This is a genomic window from Flavobacterium sp. H122, from assembly GCF_004959765.1.
Lineage (GTDB): Bacteria > Bacteroidota > Bacteroidia > Flavobacteriales > Flavobacteriaceae > Flavobacterium.
The window spans coordinates 651,200-669,108 of sequence record NZ_SJZD01000001.1 but is presented as its reverse complement, the minus strand read 5'-3'; the positions used below and the strand labels follow the sequence as shown (position 1 = coordinate 669,108).

The following is a 17,909-nucleotide window of genomic DNA, read 5'->3' as shown; positions in this document are numbered from 1 at the left end:
TTTGTGCCAAAATATTGAAAATGAGTAAGAATTTAACAAAACGCACTGAAGATTATTCTAAATGGTATAATGAACTGGTAATGAAGGCGGATTTAGCCGAGAATTCAGCAGTTAGAGGATGTATGGTTATCAAGCCATATGGTTATGCAATTTGGGAAAAAATGCAAGCACAGCTTGATAAAATGTTTAAAGAAACGGGACACAGCAATGCCTATTTTCCATTGTTTGTGCCTAAGAGCATGTTTGAAGCAGAAGAAAAGAATGCTGAAGGCTTTGCAAAAGAATGTGCGGTTGTAACTCATTACCGTTTAAAAAATGATGAAGAACGTCCGGGGAAACTAATGGTGGATCCTAATGCTAAGCTGGAGGAGGAACTTATTGTCCGTCCTACTTCTGAAGCTATTATATGGAGTACCTATAAAAACTGGATTCAATCCTACCGTGATTTACCGTTGCTGATCAATCAATGGGCAAATGTGGTACGTTGGGAAATGCGTACGCGTTTGTTTTTACGTACTGCTGAGTTTTTATGGCAGGAAGGGCATACGGCTCATGCTACAAAACAGGAGGCTCTGGAAGAAACGGTACAGATGATGAATGTATATGCCGAGTTTGTAGAAAACTTTATGGCTATTCCGGTTGTTAAGGGTATTAAAACGGCAAACGAGCGTTTTGCCGGAGCAGAGGAAACCTATTGTATTGAAGCTTTAATGCAGGACGGAAAAGCATTGCAGGCAGGAACCTCTCACTTTTTAGGTCAGAATTTTGCCAATGCATTTGATGTTAAATTTACAAGTGCGGAAGGAAAACAAGAATATGTGTGGGGAACTTCATGGGGTGTTTCCACACGTTTGATGGGTGCTTTGATTATGACGCATTCTGATGATAACGGATTGGTGCTGCCTCCTAATTTAGCGCCGATTCAAGTGGTGATTGTACCAATTTTCAAATCGGATGAGGAATTGGAAAAAATTGCTGCAGTTGCTGATGAATTGACTAAATCTCTACGTAAAATAGGTGTTTCAGTTAAGTTTGATAACAGAACAACCCAAAAACCAGGATTCAAATTTGCGGAATGGGAATTAAAAGGGGTTCCAGTACGTGTGGCTGTAGGTCCTAAAGATTTGGAAAACGGAACGCTTGAAATCGCACGCCGTGATACTTTATCGAAACAGGTAGTGGCAAAAGATGCAGTGGCGGAGTTTATTCAGAATCTATTGGAAGAAATCCAGACAGAAATGTTTACTAAAGCATTAAATTATAGAAATACCCATATTACCGAAGTAAATTCATTTGATGAGTTTAAAGAAGTCTTGGATGGTAAAGGCGGTTTTGTTGCGGCGCACTGGGATGGAACTTCGGAAACGGAAGAAAAAATCAAAGAATTGACTAAAGCAACTATCCGTTGTATTCCTTTGGATAGAAAAGAAGAGACCGGAGTTTGTGTTTTGACAGGAAAACCTTCAAACGGAAGAGTCTTATTTGCAAAGGCTTACTAAAAAATAAGAAAAAAAATGCAAAAAAAGTTGCGGGAGCTATTGCAGAAATAAAAAATGTGTATATCTTTGCACTCGCATTACAGAAATGAGCGCTCTTAAAGAGATTCAGAGTATGTAAATGGCCCGTTCGTCTATCGGTTAGGACGCCAGGTTTTCATCCTGGTAAGAAGGGTTCGATTCCCTTACGGGCTACAATTTTTGAAATACTGAAAGTAAAGTATAGNAGTTTGTGTTTTGACAGGAAAACCTTCAAACGGAAGAGTCTTATTTGCAAAGGCTTACTAAAAAATAAGAAAAAAAATGCAAAAAAAGTTGCGGGAGCTATTGCAGAAATAAAAAATGTGTATATCTTTGCACTCGCATTACAGAAATGAGCGCTCTTAAAGAGATTCAGAGTATGTAAATGGCCCGTTCGTCTATCGGTTAGGACGCCAGGTTTTCATCCTGGTAAGAAGGGTTCGATTCCCTTACGGGCTACAATTTTTGAAATACTGAAAGTAAAGTATAGATGGCCCGTTCGTCTATCGGTTAGGACGCCAGGTTTTCATCCTGGTAAGAAGGGTTCGATTCCCTTACGGGCTACAAAATTAGTTGTAAATTAGTTTTATAAAATAAAGGTTAGTGTCTCAATCTTTATTTTATTAGTTAAAACCAAAGTGATTGTGAAAACAGTTGTGGGAGGTTTTTCTTTTTTAACTGATAGTTTATAAATTATTATTACAATTAAAATTAAAAGAAAATGGCAAATCATAAGTCAGCTTTAAAAAGAATCAGAAGTAACGAAAAGAAAAGAGTGTTAAACAGATATCAGCACAAAACTACTCGTAACGCTATCAAAGCAATACGTTTAGCAAGTGATAAAGCTGAAGCTGTAGCTAAATTACCGGTTGTTATTTCTATGATTGACAAATTAGCTAAGAAAAACATTATACACGATAATAAAGCTTCTAACTTAAAGTCTAAATTAACTAGACACGTTGCAGCTTTATAATTATAATTAAGTGTTCAAAAATCTTTAAATCCCGATTTTATCGGGATTTTTTTGTTTTATTTGGATTGTATTTTAACTTCCAAAGCTTCCATTTTCTTTTTTACTGTTCCTGTTTCAAAAAATCGAATTGTGTTTAGGATCCATTGCAGTGTTCTTACAGGAGAAACAAGTTTAAGACCTAAATTGTAAATCGATAGATCTCTTACTTTGATGTTTTTTTCGAAATTTAATTTATCACCGTGAAGTTGCTGTGCAAATTCCCAAGCACCGTCACGGGCTGTTTCGATGCTGAACTGAACGATTTTATCATCCCACTTTTTTGCCAACGGCATTAGTAGTTTAAAAATGGGTGAAATGCCTCCTATTTTTTGCTTTACTTCATCAACCATATCTGAAAGCAGTGAGTTTATTGCGTAAAAATCTTTTTTGATTCCTTCTAAATCTTCACTTTCAATAGTCTTTATGGTGGCGATTCCTAAGTCTAAATTAATATGTGCATTAATTCCTTGTAATAAATATTGTAATACGATATGAGGTTCTTGAGCTGAAACAAAAGCAACATGCCAGCTTTTAGTGATATTCTTTTGTTCTTTGTAGTTGAAATAAGCTTCAAAATACCTGTTGGCAAAATACACATCCAATTTTTCCATCCGCAGATTGTTTTCAAAGCGGTTGTTTAAAATACCGTCACGGACATTAATAGTGACCTGTCGATAGAGTATGGCAAAATACCCTAAAGGGTTATTTTGTGTTTTGCATTCGTCTACTATCTGGTTTAAAATTGCAATGACTTCGTCTATTGTTTTGGCTTGCATAAATTTAGAGTTTAGTTTTTTAACATAAAGAAAACAATTTCTTTTTAACTAATCAACACGTAATCCTTGAATTAGAAAAAAATAATCGTACTTTTGCACCTTCAAAATTCATTTACATGGAATCTATTAGAAATATTGCAATTATTGCCCACGTTGACCACGGTAAAACTACCTTGGTTGATAAAATTATGTATCACTGTCAGCTTTTCAGAGAAAACGAAAACACAGGTGATTTAATTCTTGATAATAACGATTTAGAGCGTGAGCGCGGTATTACAATTACTTCTAAAAACGTTTCGGTTACTTATAAAGGAACTAAAATCAATATTATTGATACTCCGGGTCACGCCGATTTTGGTGGTGAGGTAGAGCGTGTATTAAACATGGCTGACGGGGTTTGTTTGTTGGTGGATGCTTTTGAAGGGCCAATGCCTCAAACGCGTTTCGTATTACAAAAAGCGATCGATTTAGGATTAAAACCATGTGTGGTTATCAATAAAGTTGATAAAGAAAACTGTACTCCTGAAGAAGTTCACGAAAAAGTATTTGACTTGATGTTTGAATTGGGTGCTACTGAAGAGCAGTTGGATTTCCCAACAGTTTACGGTTCAGCTAAAAATAACTGGATGAGTGAGGACTGGAAAGTGCAAACTGAGAATATCGAGCCTTTATTGGATATGGTATTGAATAATGTACCGGCTCCAAAAGTTTCTGAAGGTACACCTCAGATGTTGATTACTTCATTAGATTTCTCTTCATTTACGGGTCGTATTGCTATTGGTCGTTTACAAAGAGGTACGTTAACTGAGGGAATGAATATTTCATTAGTGAAACGTGATGGATCAATTTCAAAATCAAAAATTAAAGAATTACATACGTTTGAAGGTCTTGGCCGTAAAAAAGTACAGGAAGTTCAAGCAGGAGATATTTGTGCATTAGTAGGTTTAGAAGGATTTGATATTGGTGATACTGTTGCTGATTTTGAAAATCCGGAAGCTTTAGCAACTATTGCTATTGATGAGCCTACAATGAGTATGTTATTTACAATTAACGATTCGCCTTTCTTTGGTAAAGAAGGTAAATTTGTGACTTCTCGTCATATTAAAGATCGTTTGACTAAAGAATTAGAGAAAAACTTAGCATTACGTGTTAATGAAACTGATTCTGCTGATAAATTCATGGTATTTGGTCGTGGTGTATTGCACTTGTCGGTGTTGATTGAAACAATGCGTCGTGAAGGGTATGAATTACAAATTGGTCAGCCACAGGTAATTATCAAAGAAATTGATGGTGTGAAATGTGAGCCAGTTGAAGAATTAACAATTGACTTACCAGAAAACGTTTCAGGTAAAGCGGTGGAGTTTGTGACTTTACGTAAAGGTGAAATGTTAAGTATGGAGCCAAGAGGTGAGCGTATGATTATTAAATTTATCATTCCTTCTCGCGGTATCATTGGTTTACGTAACCAATTATTAACGGCTACAGCGGGTGAGGCTATTATGGCACACCGTTTCTTAGAGTATCAACCATTCAAAGGTGATATTGCCGGTCGTATTAATGGTTCGTTAATTTGTATGGAAAACGGTAAAGCAATTCCTTACTCAATTAATAAATTACAGGATAGGGGTAAATTCTTTGTTGATCCAAACGAAGATGTTTACGAAGGTCAGGTAGTAGGTGAAAACTCTCGTGGTGATGATATGGTAATCAATATTACTAAAACAAAACAGTTGACTAACTTCCGTTCGTCTGGAGCTGATGACAAAACGAGAATTGTACCAGCAATTAAATTTACTCTGGAAGAAGCGTTAGAATATATTCAAAAAGATGAATATGTTGAAGTGACTCCAAAATCAATTCGTTTACGTAAAATTTACTTGAATGAAAATGATAGAAAGCGTAATAAAATAGCTTAATGTATTGAAAACCAGTCGAAAGGCTGGTTTTTTTATTTGCAGAATTTTGCTTTTTTAATAAAATTTTATTTTTTAAAACAGATACCCCTAATTTTTTAGGGGTATTTTTTTATTATTTGTAAAAATAAAGCTGTAATTAGGATTGAAATTAAGGGTTGGTTATATTTAAAATGAATTTTAAATACTAGAGCCATGAAAAGAAAGTATTTTTTAGCCTTCGTTTTGGCATTTTTAGCCATGAGTTGTTTGATTGTAGATTTTTCATTTGGAAAATCGGTTTCAGGAGTAACCCCAAAATTTGATACCGGCGATACCGCTTGGATGATTGTGGCTTCTGCTTTAGTTTTGCTGATGACCCCTGGACTTGGGTTCTTTTACGGCGGAATGGTAGGAAAGAAGAATGTAATTAGTACCATGTTACAGAGTTATGTGGCTATGGTCGTGGTAACCATTTTGTGGGTAGTAATTGGATACGGACTTTCTTTTGGAGATTCTATTGGGGGAATAATTGGTAATCCGCTTAAGAATTTGTTTTTTAACCAAGTCGGGACAAGTTCTTTTTGGGAATTGGCACCGACAATTCCTTTGTTGTTGTTTGCTTTGTTTCAAGCCAAATTTGCCATTATTACACCTGCTTTAGTGACTGGTGCATTTGCCGAACGTATTCGTTTCTGGTCGTATTTGTTATTTATCGTTTTGTTTGTATTGCTTGTTTATGCTCCGTTGACCCATATGGCATGGCATCCAAATGGACTGTTCTTTAAATTAGGAATCTTGGATTTCGCCGGAGGGATTGCGGTACATATGAGTGCAGGTTGGGCTGCCTTGGCGGGAGCTCTGTTTTTAGGAAAACGAAAAGATGTCAGCCACAATCCGGCACGGGTAACCTATGTACTTCTAGGGACAGGCTTGTTGTGGTTTGGGTGGTTCGGATTTAATGCAGGATCTGCTTTTGGAGCTAACGGATTGGCTGTACAAGCTTTATCTACAACAACGGTTGGAGCTGCAGCTGCGGCAATGACCTGGGGATTTTTTGATAAAATCAACAGTCGGAAATTTTCCGCTTTGGGATTGTGTATTGGGGCAGTGGTAGGATTGGTAGCTATTACACCCGCAGCTGGTTTTGTGAGTATTCCACATGCTATTTTTATAGGTATGGTAAGCAGTATTATTAGTAATATTCTGGTGGCGAAGTTCCCTAAAGGAAAAATTGATGATGCACTGGATGTGTTTAGTTGTCACGGAGTAGGAGGAATGGTTGGAATGTTACTGACAGGTGTGTTTGCTTCTAAAGAAATAAATCCGGCGATAGAGCACCAAGGGCTTATTTTTGGTGAATACCGTTTGTTTTTGAGTCATGTTTTTGTGCTGGTGGTGGTTTCTGTTTTTTCTTTTGTGATGTCGTATGTGCTGTTTTATGTAGTGAATCTGATTTCGCCTTTGCGTGTCAGTGAAGAAAGGGAAATGTTAGGACTGGATTTGTCGCAGCACGGAGAATATCTTTAAAATGAAAAATCCATTAGTTGAGGCTAATGGATTTTTTTATATTCTGTAAAAGTTTTTTATTTTATAAGATCAATAGCATGCTTTGCGACAATACCAAAATTATAACCCTGAGCTTGATCGTAACCTGCATAATTTACAGCAATAAATCTTCCGCATTCATCAAAAACCGGAGAACCACTGGCGCCATGAGTTGAAGTTACATTGTATTGTAAGCTGACACCATCAGATTCTTTATTAATCTGGCCTTCGTAAACCTGGACTTTTATTCCTTTTCGTGTATTGGCCAGTGTCATGCCCATAGGATAACCTATCAATACAGCTTTTGTACCTGGCTTTATATGTTCGTCATCAACTGTGGCAGTGTTTAAATCTATGTAATTAGCAACTGAATTTGGTAATTCCTCATTTGCTGTTTGTAACACGGCAACGTCAATTTCGGTATCTTTAGATACTTCCAATACTTTGCAGTCAATCCATTTGTCTTTTGAATCATGTAAAGCAATGCTTATTGATACCGTTTTAGGTAAAATTTCAATATCTTCTGGCTTTAAATGCTCGATATCGGATTCAGCTGCTATTTTTAAAGCATTTTCAATTCCGGCTGCTAAAGCAATTGAGTCATTCTCATTAGAAATTGTTGCAGAAGAGTCTGCTACTTCAGCAACTTCTGAATATTCTTCTTCTTCGGCATATCTTGCTTCTTCTGTTTCTTCAAAATACTTCCCGTAATTTTCCTCTATGTAATTTTTATATTCTGATGCTTCTAAATCAGAAGGTACAAAACTCGCAATAACCTCTGCAGGATACTGGGAAATCTCCTCGTACTTACCGTTTACATACAGCCAAGGTTCAGCAACATGTTTGTTCGTGATGATTTTTCCTTCTTCATCAACAAAAAAACCTGTCCCGGTAACAGCGCTTCCGTTTAAGCCCAAAGCACTTGCGGCTTCAGCTGAAAGATCAAAAGGTTTGCCTCCTTTTATTGAAATTTGATAGGCATACTCGTGTTTAACAAGCCCGACAGCATTTTTATACTTCTCATAAATTTCAGTTTGTCCGTGAAGACAAACAAAATCCGCTTTTTGTTCTTTCGGATTAAAATATTTATAATAAGCAAATGAAGATACCCCAATTAAAATCAATAAAGAACAGGCAATTATGATAATTTTTTTCTTATTTGATTTACTTTCTTCGTTGGTTGCTGTGTTTGGTTCCTGGTTGTTAGTTTCGTTTAGTGGTTTGTTAATTTGATCTTCCATATATATTTATATTCCTAAATAATTGCTTGGCGTAATCACTTTCAATTCGGCTTTAATATCATCAGAAACATTCAAGGTTTCAATAAACGCATGAATTGATTCTTTGTTGATAACAGTATTGGTTCTGGTTAAGTCTTTCAATGCTTCGTAAGGATTTGGATAACCTTCACGGCGTAAGATGGTTTGTATAGCTTCGGCAACAACCGCCCAGTTTTTATCTAAATCCTCTGCGAATTTTTCTTCGTTCAGTAATAATTTGTTTAATCCTTTTAGAGTAGCTTCAAAAGCAATTAAAGTATGTCCCATTGGCACACCAATGTTTCTTAAAACAGTACTGTCGGTAAGGTCACGCTGTAATCTTGAAATAGGAAGTTTTGCTGACAAATGCTCAAAAACAGCATTGGCAATACCTAAGTTTCCTTCTGAGTTTTCAAAATCGATAGGGTTAACTTTGTGCGGCATTGCAGATGAACCAATTTCACCCGCTTTGATTTTCTGTTTGAAATAATCCATTGAAACATACGTCCAAATGTCACGATCCAAATCGATTAAAATGGTATTGATTCGTTTTAAAGCATCGAAAAATGCCGCGAAATGATCGTAATGCTCGATTTGGGTTGTTGGGAACGAATGGTGTAAACCTAAAATTTCTTCTACGAAGTTAGTTCCAAAAGCTTTCCAGTCGTTGTTAGGATAGGCAATTTTGTGTGCGTTGTAATTTCCGGTAGCACCGCCAAATTTAGCGGCAAACGGAATGTTATATAACAAACGCATCTGTTCTTCAAGACGTTGTACAAAAACCAGAATTTCCTTTCCTAAACGGGTAGGAGAGGCTGGTTGGCCGTGCGTACGTGCCAGCATAGGTATATCTTTCCATTCTACGGCTAATTCTTTTAATTTTTGAATTACCTTAATTAACAAAGGTAAATATACATTGTCATACGCTTCTTTTGTTGAAAGTGGAATTGCTGTATTGTTTATATCCTGAGAAGTCAAGCCAAAATGGATAAACTCTTTGTATTGCTGTAACCCTAAAGTGTCAAATTTTGCTTTGATGAAGTATTCAACTGCTTTAACATCGTGATTTGTAGTTTTCTCAGTGTCTTTAATCCATTGAGCGTCTTCAGCCGAGAAGTTCTCATACATTTTGCGCAATTCAGGATACAGGTTTTTATCTATTCCTGCCAATTGCGGAATGCCCGCTTCACAAAGAGCGATAAAGTATTCAACTTCGATTAAGACACGGTATTTGATTAAAGCTTCTTCCGAAAAATAAGGAGATAAAGAAACCGTTTTATTTCTATAACGACCATCAATAGGTGAAATAGCATTCAATTCAGTCAGTTGCATGTTGTTGTGTTGTTTTTTAAGAAAGGCCAAATTTAGTGATTAGTGATTAGTAATTAGTGATTAGTTTGGATTTTTTTAAACACAGATTGAAGAATTTTAATAAATTATTAAAATTTTTCAAACCCGCGTTGTTAAGCTTATTTTATAATTGACTTCGTACTGTTTCAAGTCCCTCACTTGCACTCATTGCTAAAACTTCCAATGGATTAGCCAAATCATATATTACAGCAGGTTTAGGGTCAATGTAATACACAGGAACAGTAGATTTTGCATAGTGCATCAATCCTGCTGCCGGGTAAACTTGTAACGAGGTGCCAATGATAATGACAATATCAGCTTCTTCCATCATTGGGATAGCTTCGTCTATTGCAGGTACAGCTTCGCCAAACCAAACTATATGCGGACGGAGCTGGTTGCCGTTTTTATCGTTATCGCCTAAATTCAAATCTTCTGTCCAGTTCAAAATGTAATTTTCGTTTGAGACACTTCTTACTTTGGTTAATTCACCATGCAGGTGCAAAATGTTAGAACTTCCTGCTTTTTCGTGTAAATTATCTACATTCTGGGTTATGATTTGAACCTCGAAATTTTTCTCTAATTCGGCTAAAATTTCATGGCCTCTGTTGGGTTTTACTTCTTTAAGCTGGGCGCGGCGTTTATTGTAAAAATCCAAAACCAAAGCAGGGTTTTTACGCCAACCTTCCGGAGAAGCAACTTCCATAATATCATGATTTTCCCATAAGCCATTCGAATCTCTAAAAGTACTGATACCGCTTTCGGCACTCATTCCTGCTCCTGTAAGGGCTACTATTTTCTTTTTCATAAAGATTTAAAATTCCAAAACACAAAAAAATAACAATGGCAACTAAAATAATTAATTTCGTTTTTTTAACCGCAAAGTGCGCAATTGATAAAGCAAAGAACGCAAAGCTTAGTGGTCTTTGCGTAAAATCTTTACGTCCCTAGCGGTTATTTTTTAAATATGGAACAGCGGCTAAAAGTGAAAGAGTAAGCCATTGTCTTGTTTTAAAAAAGAAACTTGAAACAAATAAACTACTTTTGCTAAAAATTTCAAATTATGCAGTCGTTATTCCAAGACGAAAACTATTTAAATTATTTAGAAACTTTTATTACTGAAAGTAGAAAAGAGGGTTTTAAAAGAGTTCTGGCAAATAGAACTAAACATTTTACAGTAGCTTGCGAAGATGTGTTTCAGTTGCATAACACCAGTGCGGTGATGCGTAGTTGTGAAGTGTTTGGAATTCAGGAATTGAATGTGGTGGAACAGCGTTTTGGAAAACATATCGATACCGAAATAGCTATGGGAGCCCAAAAATGGGTGGATATTAATAGATTTGACAGTATTCAAGAATGTATTAGTGCTGTTAAAAGTAAAGGTTACCAAATTATTGCAACCACGCCGCATGAAAACGATTCCTTGCTGGAGGATTTTGATATTTCCAAACCCTCGGCTTTTTTCTTTGGTACTGAACGTGATGGATTATCGGAAGATGTATTAGAACAGGCAGATGGATTTTTAAAAATTCCGATGGTGGGTTTTACTGAAAGTTTAAATATATCTGTTTCTGCGGCTATAATTTTGCAAAGTGTATCAGCTCGACTGCATCGTTCCGAAATTAACTGGCAATTATCCGAAGCTGAATTGTTGGAAAAACGTATCGATTGGGCCCGTAAATCAATAAAAGATATTGATTTTGTGACGCAGCGATATCTTGAAGGGAAAGAATAACTGACAAATAGATGATAGATAAATAGATATTAGTAATCTTTTTTACTTTTGCCTAATGCCTAAAATTAGCTCTTCTTCAATATTTTATATTCCTCGTAACAACCGTTGATAGCATCAAGAATTTGAAGGTCATTTGCAGTTTTCATGAATGATTCAGAATAGTTGCAGCGTTCCAGAATTTCGCCCAGTTCTTTTTCGTTGATACCAAACATTAAATAAATTGTTTGTCGGTCGTAACGGTTTTGAAGAATATTGCGGAGATTGTCGTCTTTACGGACTTCTTTAAGTTTTTTAAGTTCTTTTGGTTTTTTTCCGAAGAAATTATACAAAGCATCAGCAGGATTGAATAATGATCCTATTACGCGGTTAAAAGCATTAGGGGAGTTTTCGCCTCCTTCGTATCTTTTGGTCAGACCGGCGATTGAATACCAGTAATTCTCTCTTTCGGGAATAAGTTTGGAATCAACTTCCAGGTATCCTGTAAGTGTGTAAGGAGGGATGACGATTTCCTCTAAAGCATAAGCCTTTTCGGTAATTTTTATTCTTGTGTTTTGAGTTTTTAACCAGTCGTTGGTCACTTTGACTTCAATAGACTGGAAACCCAGACAGGAAATTAATAGAATATCGTTGACGTCAGCCTGAATTTCAAACTGTCCTTTAGCATCCGATACTGCACCACGTACTTTATTCGTATTGACAATATTTACGTTCCAGATAGGAAGCAAGGTGTTGCTGTTAACAATTGTACCTTTAACCGAGGTTTCTTGTGCAAATGATGAAAATGAAAAAATGTATAAAAGTAAAACTGTAAAATATCTCATAGCTAAATTTGTCGAAGCTAATGTAGCTATTCGATTTGAGATATTTTACAGTTTTTATAGAATTATAAGAAAATTAACAACTTTAAAAACTTGAAAGTATTAGTATTCAAGTGTTGAAAAGATATTAGCTTCTTCTTGGTCTTCTTTCTCTTGGAGTATTTGAAGACGAATCTGATCGTCTTGGAGCAGAACCTGAACGTCTTTCGTTTCTAGGAGCCCTGTCAGAAGATTCTCCTCTTGAAGCAGAACCTCTTGAGAATCCTCCTTCACGTTTTTCGCCACGGGGAGCTCTATCGCTGGAACGGGATTCGCTTTTTCCGCCAAAACCGCCTTCTCTTCTTGAAGAACTTCTTTCTCCTCTAAAACCACCGTCTCTTCTTCCACCACCAGAACTTCTTCCGTTGTGGTCACGACGACTTGAGTTTCCTCCTCCGTCGTTTTTAGAAATTTCAACGTTGATTCTACGTCCGTGAAGTTCAAATCCGTTTAAGGTATCCATTACTTTAGCTGTATGCTCTCCATCAGTATTAAAGAAAGAAAATCCTTCTTTAACGTCAACTTTGAATACATCGTCACGGCCTAAATCCAGAGTTTCTTTTAAGAAGTCTTTCAACTGCATCCAGTCGAAATCATCTCTTGCTCCAATGTTGATGAAATAACGGACTGGATCACCTGCTCTAATTTCTCTTGGTTCAGAGCTTCTTTCTCCTCTTTCTCCGCCTTGACTTGTTATGTCACGTTTTGATTTGTAGTAAGCTAAGAAACGGTTGAATTCAACAGAAACCATTCTTTTTACCAATTCCTCTTTTGTTAAGTCTTGAAAAACTTCGTAGATAGCCGGTAAATAGTTGTCGATTTCATGATCGATTTCAGTATCATGGATTTTATTCGCTAAGTGTAATAACTGGATTTCACAGATTTCGATTCCGCTTGGGATTGATTTTTCTTCAAACTTCTGTTTGATGATTTTTTCAATCGTATGGATTTTACGGATTTCACTTTTAGTTACAATCACAATCGAAGTACCTAATTTACCCGCACGTCCTGTACGTCCTGAACGGTGGTTATAAGTTTCGATTTCATCTGGTAATTGGTAGTTAACTACGTGCGTTACGTTATCAACGTCAATTCCACGTGCTGCAACGTCAGTAGCTACAAGCATTTGAATTTGGCGGCCACGGAATGCTTTCATTACTCCGTCACGTTGTGCCTGTGATAAATCACCATGTAAAGCAGCAGCGTTGTATCCGTCTTCGATTAATTTTTCAGCGACAGACTGTGTGTCACGTTTTGTACGACAGAAAACTACCGAGAAAATATCTGGATTAGCATCTGCTAATCTTTTTAATGCTTCATAACGGTCACGTGCATTTACCATGTAAAATTCGTGTGAAACCGTAGAAGAACCTGAATTTTTAGCTCCTACTGTAATTTCTTGTGGTTCGTGCATGAATTGTTTTGCAATTCTTGCTACTTCCTGCGGCATTGTAGCCGAGAATAACCAAGTGTTTTTTTCATCTGGAGTATCAGATAATATCGAGCAGATATCATCATAGAATCCCATGTTTAACATTTCGTCTGCTTCATCAAGCACACAAAAGTTAATGTTCTTAATGTTCACAAGACCACGATTAATCATGTCTTGCATACGTCCTGGAGTAGCCACAATAATTTGTGCACCTCTTTTTACTTCACGCGCCTGCTCGGTAATGCTTGCTCCACCATAAACCGCAACGGTGTGTAAGCCCTTAATGTATTTTGAATATTGTTTGATCTCGTTTGTGATCTGTAAACAAAGTTCGCGTGTTGGCGATAAAATCAAGCCTTGAGTGCTTTTGTCATCAGCATCTATCTTCTGGATAAGCGGAAACCCGAAAGCTGCCGTTTTACCTGTTCCCGTTTGTGCTAATGCTACAATGTCTGTGTTTTGCTCCAATAGTATTGGAATCGCCTTTTCCTGTACTTCTGACGGATTTTCAAATCCTAGATCTTTAACCGCCAGCAGTAGCGATTCATTCAATCCTAATTGTTCAAATTTATTCATTATGTATTTTTAAATTGGGTGCAAAAGTAGTGCTAATTAATGAGATAAACTAGCGGAATTTCTTTAATTGTTAATTTATTATCATTTGATTATCAGTAATTTACAAAAAATCATTTTGCGGATGTTTGAATAATTTGAGGTTTTTAGGGTGTTTTGTTGAGGATTTTGTAAAAATGTTATTTCAGTTTTAAAAATTCAATCAGCTGTTTTACTGCTCTGGCACGATGGCTAATGTGGGATTTTTCTTCTATTGAAAGTTCGGCAAAAGTTTTATTATACCCTTCAGCAACAAATATCGGGTCATAACCAAATCCATTTGTGCCTCTTTTTTCAGAAATTATTTCACCGTTTATAATGCCGGTAAATAGATGTTGTTCTCCGTTTATATTCAGACAGATAATAGTTTTAAAGTTTGCCTTACGATTAGATTCTTCTTTGAGTACTGCTAAAAGTTTTTCAATGTTTTTAGTATCGTCTTTAGGTTCTCCTGCATAACGTGCCGAGTATACTCCTGGAGCTCCATTCAGGCAGTCAACTTCCAATCCGCTGTCGTCAGCAAAACAAGGATAACCATAATTTTGTGTGACATAAGCAGCTTTTAAAATTGCGTTGCCTTCAATGGTATCGGCAGTTTCAGGTATGTCAACATTACAGCCTATGTCTTCCAGACTTACTATTTGTATTTCAGAAGGAACTAATTGTTGGATTTCTTTGATTTTGTTTTTGTTGTTTGAAGCGAAAACGAGTTGCATTTTGATGAAATATTGATTAGACAAAGATACTTTTTTAGATACAAAATCTTCGTTTTTGAAGCAGGTTTTTCATTAAATGTAATTGTGTTAAACATCTGTTAAGTTCTTTTTTTATTGGTTCGATTTACGAAAAAAGCTGTACATTTATAGTGTAATTCCGATTAATCATTTGGAGTGATTTTTTAGGATGAGTATTTATTTTGAAAAGTGATTTATCAAGATTGAGTATTCATTTTGAGAGTAGTTACACTGAAAAGTGAAAATCACATGGTGAATCAGAGTTACATAATCGGAGGTCTTAATTTAAGGCCTCCTTTTTTGTGGATAGGATTCTCTTAAATTTGTATGAAATGTTTTGCTGTCCAAAAAACGTCTGTGTAAGTAAGCAAACTATAAGTCATATACTGTTGGTAATAAATTGATTTTCATTTTATTCAGTTTTTTAATATTGATAACAAAAAAACAGTAAGGTGATGATAAATTTATTTTCTGACTACATTCATGTGGGCTTATAAATATTTTAACTTACTTAAAAAATATTTAAAATGAGTTTTTAGACGATGAAATTGCTTTTTTATCCGTTTAACGGACTAAGTTTTTTGATTGGGATATTCTATCGTACAGTATGCAACAGCCCTGTTTAATTTGTAGTTAAGTTGCAGTTATTTGTGAAAAATCAAATTTCACTAAGGTGATAAGATAAAAAACTCAATTATTTGTAAGAAAAAATTAGCAAAATGTACGGAAAATCCGTAATAAAATATGAAAAAGGCTCATTATCTTTAACTTACGTTCTTAATCAAGTAAATAAACCTTTAAGTTTAAGTGAAAATTTCTGTTGTGATAGAGCTTTATCATATCCATTCAGTTTTCTTATTTTGGTAAATTCTTCAACATAATACGGTAAAATACCACAACTTTATCACAGAGTTTTTTGTTTTTGGGAGATATTAACAATTTCACTTTTTGACTTAAAAGATAAAGAAAGTCGCGCTTTTAGGGTGACTTTTTTTTTGCTTTTAAAGCTGCTGATCTGTTTGAATTTTAACAAAATGTACGGGAAATCCGTAAGAAAAAATGAATCAGCTGTGATATCTTTGAATTACGTTCTTAATCAAGTAAACAAACCTTTAAGTTTGAGTGAAAAATTCTATTGTGACAAAGCTTTATCATATCCATTCAGTTTTCTTATTTTGGGTAAATTCTTCAACATAAAAATGATAAAATACCACGCTTTATCACAGAGTTTTTGTTTTTGGGAGAGATATAAAATTCACTTTTAACTTAAAAGATAAAGAAAGTCATGCTTTTTAGTATGACTTTTTTTGTTTTTAAAACATCGGAATCAATTGAATTTTAACAAAATGTACGGAAAACCCGTAAAAAAAATTGAAACAGCTCCGGTATCTTTGATTTACGTTCTTAATCAAGTAAACAAACCTTTAAGTTTGAGTGAAAAATTCTATTGTGACAGAGCTTTATCATATCCATTTAGTTTTCTTATTATGGGTAAATTCTTCAACATAAATATGATAAAATACCACACTTTATCACAGAGTTTTTGTTTTTGGGAGATATAAAAATATCACTTTTAACTTAAAAGATAAAGAAAGTCATGCTTTTTAGTATGACTTTTTTTTTGTTTTTAAAACAGCGTAACCATTTGAATTTTAACAAAATGTACGGAAAACACGTAATGGAAATTGAAACAGCTACGGTATCTTTGACTTACGTTCTTAATCAAGTAAACAAACCTTTAAGTTTGAGTGAAAAATTCTATTGTGACAGAGCTTTATCATATGCATTCAGTTTTCTTATTTTGGGTAAATTCTTCAACATAAATATGATAAAATACCACGCTTTATCACAGAGTTTTTGTTTTTGGGAGAGATATAAAATTCACTTTTAACTTAAAAGATAAAGAAAGTCATGCTTTTTAGTATGACTTTTTTTGTTTTTAAAACATCGGAATCAATTGAATTTTAACAAAATGTACGGAAAACCCGTAAAAAAAATTGAAACAGCTCCGGTATCTTTGATTTACGTTCTTAATCAAGTAAACAAACCTTTAAGTTTGAGTGAAAAATTCTATTGTGACAGAGCTTTATCATATCCATTTAGTTTTCTTATTATGGGTAAATTCTTCAACATAAATATGATAAAATACCACACTTTATCACAGAGTTTTTGTTTTTGGGAGATATAAAAATATCACTTTTAACTTAAAAGATAAAGAAAGTCATGCTTTTTAGTATGACTTTTTTTTTGTTTTTAAAACAGCGTAACCATTTGAATTTTAACAAAATGTACGGAAAACACGTAATGGAAATTGAAACAGCTACGGTATCTTTGACTTACGTTCTTAATCAAGTAAACAAACCTTTAAGTTTGAGTGAAAAATTCTATTGTGACAGAGCTTTATCATATGCATTCAGTTTTCTTATTATGGGTAAATTCTTCAACATAAATATGATAAAATACCACACTTTATCACAGAGTTTTTGTTTTTGGGAGATATAAAAATATCACTTTTAACTTAAAAGATAAAGAAAGTCATGCTTTTTAGTATGACTTTTTTTTTGTTTTTAAAACAGCGTAACCATTTGAATTTTAACAAAATGTACGGAAAACACGTAATGGAAATTGAAACAGCTACGGTATCTTTGACTTACGTTCTTAATCAAGTAAACAAACCTTTAAGTTTGAGTGAAAAATTCTATTGTGACAGAGCTTTATCATATGCATTCAGTTTTCTTATTTTGGGTAAATTCTTCAACATAAATATGATAAAATACCACACTTTATCACAGAGTTTTTGTTTTTGGGAGAGATATAAAATTCACTTTTAACTTAAAAGATAAAGAAAGTCATGCTTTTTAGTATGACTTTTTTTTTGCTTTTAAAATAGCGGGGCTATTTGAATTTTAACAAAATGTACGGGAAACCCGTAAGGAAAAATGAACTGGCCGAGATACCTTTGTCTTACGTTCTTAATCAAGTAAACAAACCTTTAAGTTTGAGTGAAAATTCTTAGTGTGACAAGCTTTATCATATCTATTTAGTTTCTTAAATTGGGTAAATTCTTCAACATAATATGGTAAATGCCACAGCTTAGTCACTGAGTTTTTGTTTTTGGGAGATATATTACAATTTCACTTACAACTTAAAAGAAAGAAGCCATACTTCTCAGTATGGCTTTCTTTTTT

At 34.9% G+C, this 17,909-nt stretch carries 12 protein-coding genes and 3 tRNA genes; 8 read left to right on the top strand and 7 right to left on the bottom strand.

Annotation, left to right across the window (positions count from 1 at the left end; all coding sequences use genetic code 11):
• Positions 1-20: 20 nt before the first annotated feature.
• The 5 genes from proS to rpsT all read left to right on the top strand — a co-directional run bounded on the left by proS (position 21) and on the right by rpsT (position 2,490).
• Positions 21-1,499 carry a proline--tRNA ligase gene (proS, locus tag EZM65_RS03260; protein WP_136667082.1) on the top strand — a complete coding sequence of 493 codons (1,479 nt, stop codon included), beginning with the start codon at positions 21-23 and terminating at the stop codon, positions 1,497-1,499.
• 120 nt (positions 1,500-1,619) lie between these two features.
• Positions 1,620-1,691: transfer RNA gene (locus EZM65_RS03255), tRNA-Glu, on the top strand.
• 213 nt (positions 1,692-1,904) lie between these two features.
• Positions 1,905-1,976, top strand: a tRNA-Glu gene (locus EZM65_RS03250).
• 33 nt (positions 1,977-2,009) lie between these two features.
• Positions 2,010-2,081: transfer RNA gene (locus tag EZM65_RS03245), tRNA-Glu, on the top strand.
• Between the two features lie 157 nt (positions 2,082-2,238).
• On the top strand, positions 2,239-2,490 hold the full coding sequence (gene rpsT, locus EZM65_RS03240) for a 30S ribosomal protein S20 (RefSeq protein ID WP_136667081.1): 252 nt from the start codon (positions 2,239-2,241) through the stop codon (positions 2,488-2,490).
• 56 nt (positions 2,491-2,546) lie between these two features.
• Here rpsT and EZM65_RS03235 read toward each other — a convergent pair whose 3' ends face one another.
• Positions 2,547-3,305 (bottom strand): DUF5995 family protein, encoded by a 759-nt coding sequence (locus tag EZM65_RS03235; RefSeq protein WP_136667080.1) that lies wholly within the window; start codon positions 3,303-3,305, stop codon positions 2,547-2,549.
• Between the two features lie 116 nt (positions 3,306-3,421).
• Here EZM65_RS03235 and typA point away from each other — a divergent pair, with 116 nt between their 5' ends.
• Together typA and EZM65_RS03225 are read left to right on the top strand one after the other, a co-directional pair.
• On the top strand, positions 3,422-5,221 hold the full coding sequence (typA, locus tag EZM65_RS03230; protein ID WP_136667079.1) for a translational GTPase TypA: 1,800 nt from the start codon (positions 3,422-3,424) through the stop codon (positions 5,219-5,221).
• Between the two features lie 237 nt (positions 5,222-5,458).
• Positions 5,459-6,727, top strand: a complete 1,269-nt coding sequence (locus EZM65_RS03225) for an ammonium transporter (protein WP_248574820.1) — start codon at positions 5,459-5,461, stop codon at positions 6,725-6,727.
• Between the two features lie 56 nt (positions 6,728-6,783).
• On the opposite strand, the gene EZM65_RS03220 is transcribed toward EZM65_RS03225, so the two are convergent.
• The 3 genes from EZM65_RS03220 to EZM65_RS03210 all read right to left on the bottom strand — a co-directional run bounded on the left by EZM65_RS03220 (position 6,784) and on the right by EZM65_RS03210 (position 10,159).
• Positions 6,784-7,986, bottom strand: a complete 1,203-nt coding sequence (locus EZM65_RS03220) for a serine protease (RefSeq protein WP_136667077.1) — start codon at positions 7,984-7,986, stop codon at positions 6,784-6,786.
• Positions 7,987-7,992: 6 nt separating this feature from the next.
• Complete coding sequence (gene purB / locus EZM65_RS03215) at positions 7,993-9,336, bottom strand: adenylosuccinate lyase (RefSeq protein WP_136667076.1); 1,344 nt, start codon at positions 9,334-9,336, stop codon at positions 7,993-7,995.
• Between the two features lie 142 nt (positions 9,337-9,478).
• Positions 9,479-10,159 carry an NAD-dependent deacylase gene (locus tag EZM65_RS03210; protein ID WP_136667075.1) on the bottom strand — a complete coding sequence of 227 codons (681 nt, stop codon included), beginning with the start codon at positions 10,157-10,159 and terminating at the stop codon, positions 9,479-9,481.
• A gap of 255 nt (positions 10,160-10,414) precedes the next feature.
• Here EZM65_RS03210 and EZM65_RS03205 point away from each other — a divergent pair, with 255 nt between their 5' ends.
• Positions 10,415-11,086: an RNA methyltransferase gene (locus EZM65_RS03205; protein ID WP_136667074.1), complete on the top strand. Its 672-nt coding sequence runs from the start codon at positions 10,415-10,417 to the stop codon at positions 11,084-11,086.
• A 65-nt stretch (positions 11,087-11,151) separates the two neighbouring features.
• Here the strand turns inward: EZM65_RS03205 and EZM65_RS03200 are convergent, their stop codons facing one another.
• The 3 genes from EZM65_RS03200 to EZM65_RS03190 all read right to left on the bottom strand — a co-directional run bounded on the left by EZM65_RS03200 (position 11,152) and on the right by EZM65_RS03190 (position 14,703).
• Positions 11,152-11,907 (bottom strand): carboxypeptidase-like regulatory domain-containing protein, encoded by a 756-nt coding sequence (locus tag EZM65_RS03200; RefSeq protein WP_136667073.1) that lies wholly within the window; start codon positions 11,905-11,907, stop codon positions 11,152-11,154.
• Between the two features lie 124 nt (positions 11,908-12,031).
• The gene (locus EZM65_RS03195) at positions 12,032-13,951 is read right to left on the bottom strand and encodes a DEAD/DEAH box helicase (protein ID WP_136667072.1); all 1,920 of its coding nucleotides are present in this window, start codon (positions 13,949-13,951) and stop codon (positions 12,032-12,034) included.
• A gap of 176 nt (positions 13,952-14,127) precedes the next feature.
• Positions 14,128-14,703, bottom strand: a complete 576-nt coding sequence (locus tag EZM65_RS03190) for a non-canonical purine NTP diphosphatase (protein WP_136667071.1) — start codon at positions 14,701-14,703, stop codon at positions 14,128-14,130.
• Between the last annotated feature and the right edge of the window lie 3,206 nt (positions 14,704-17,909).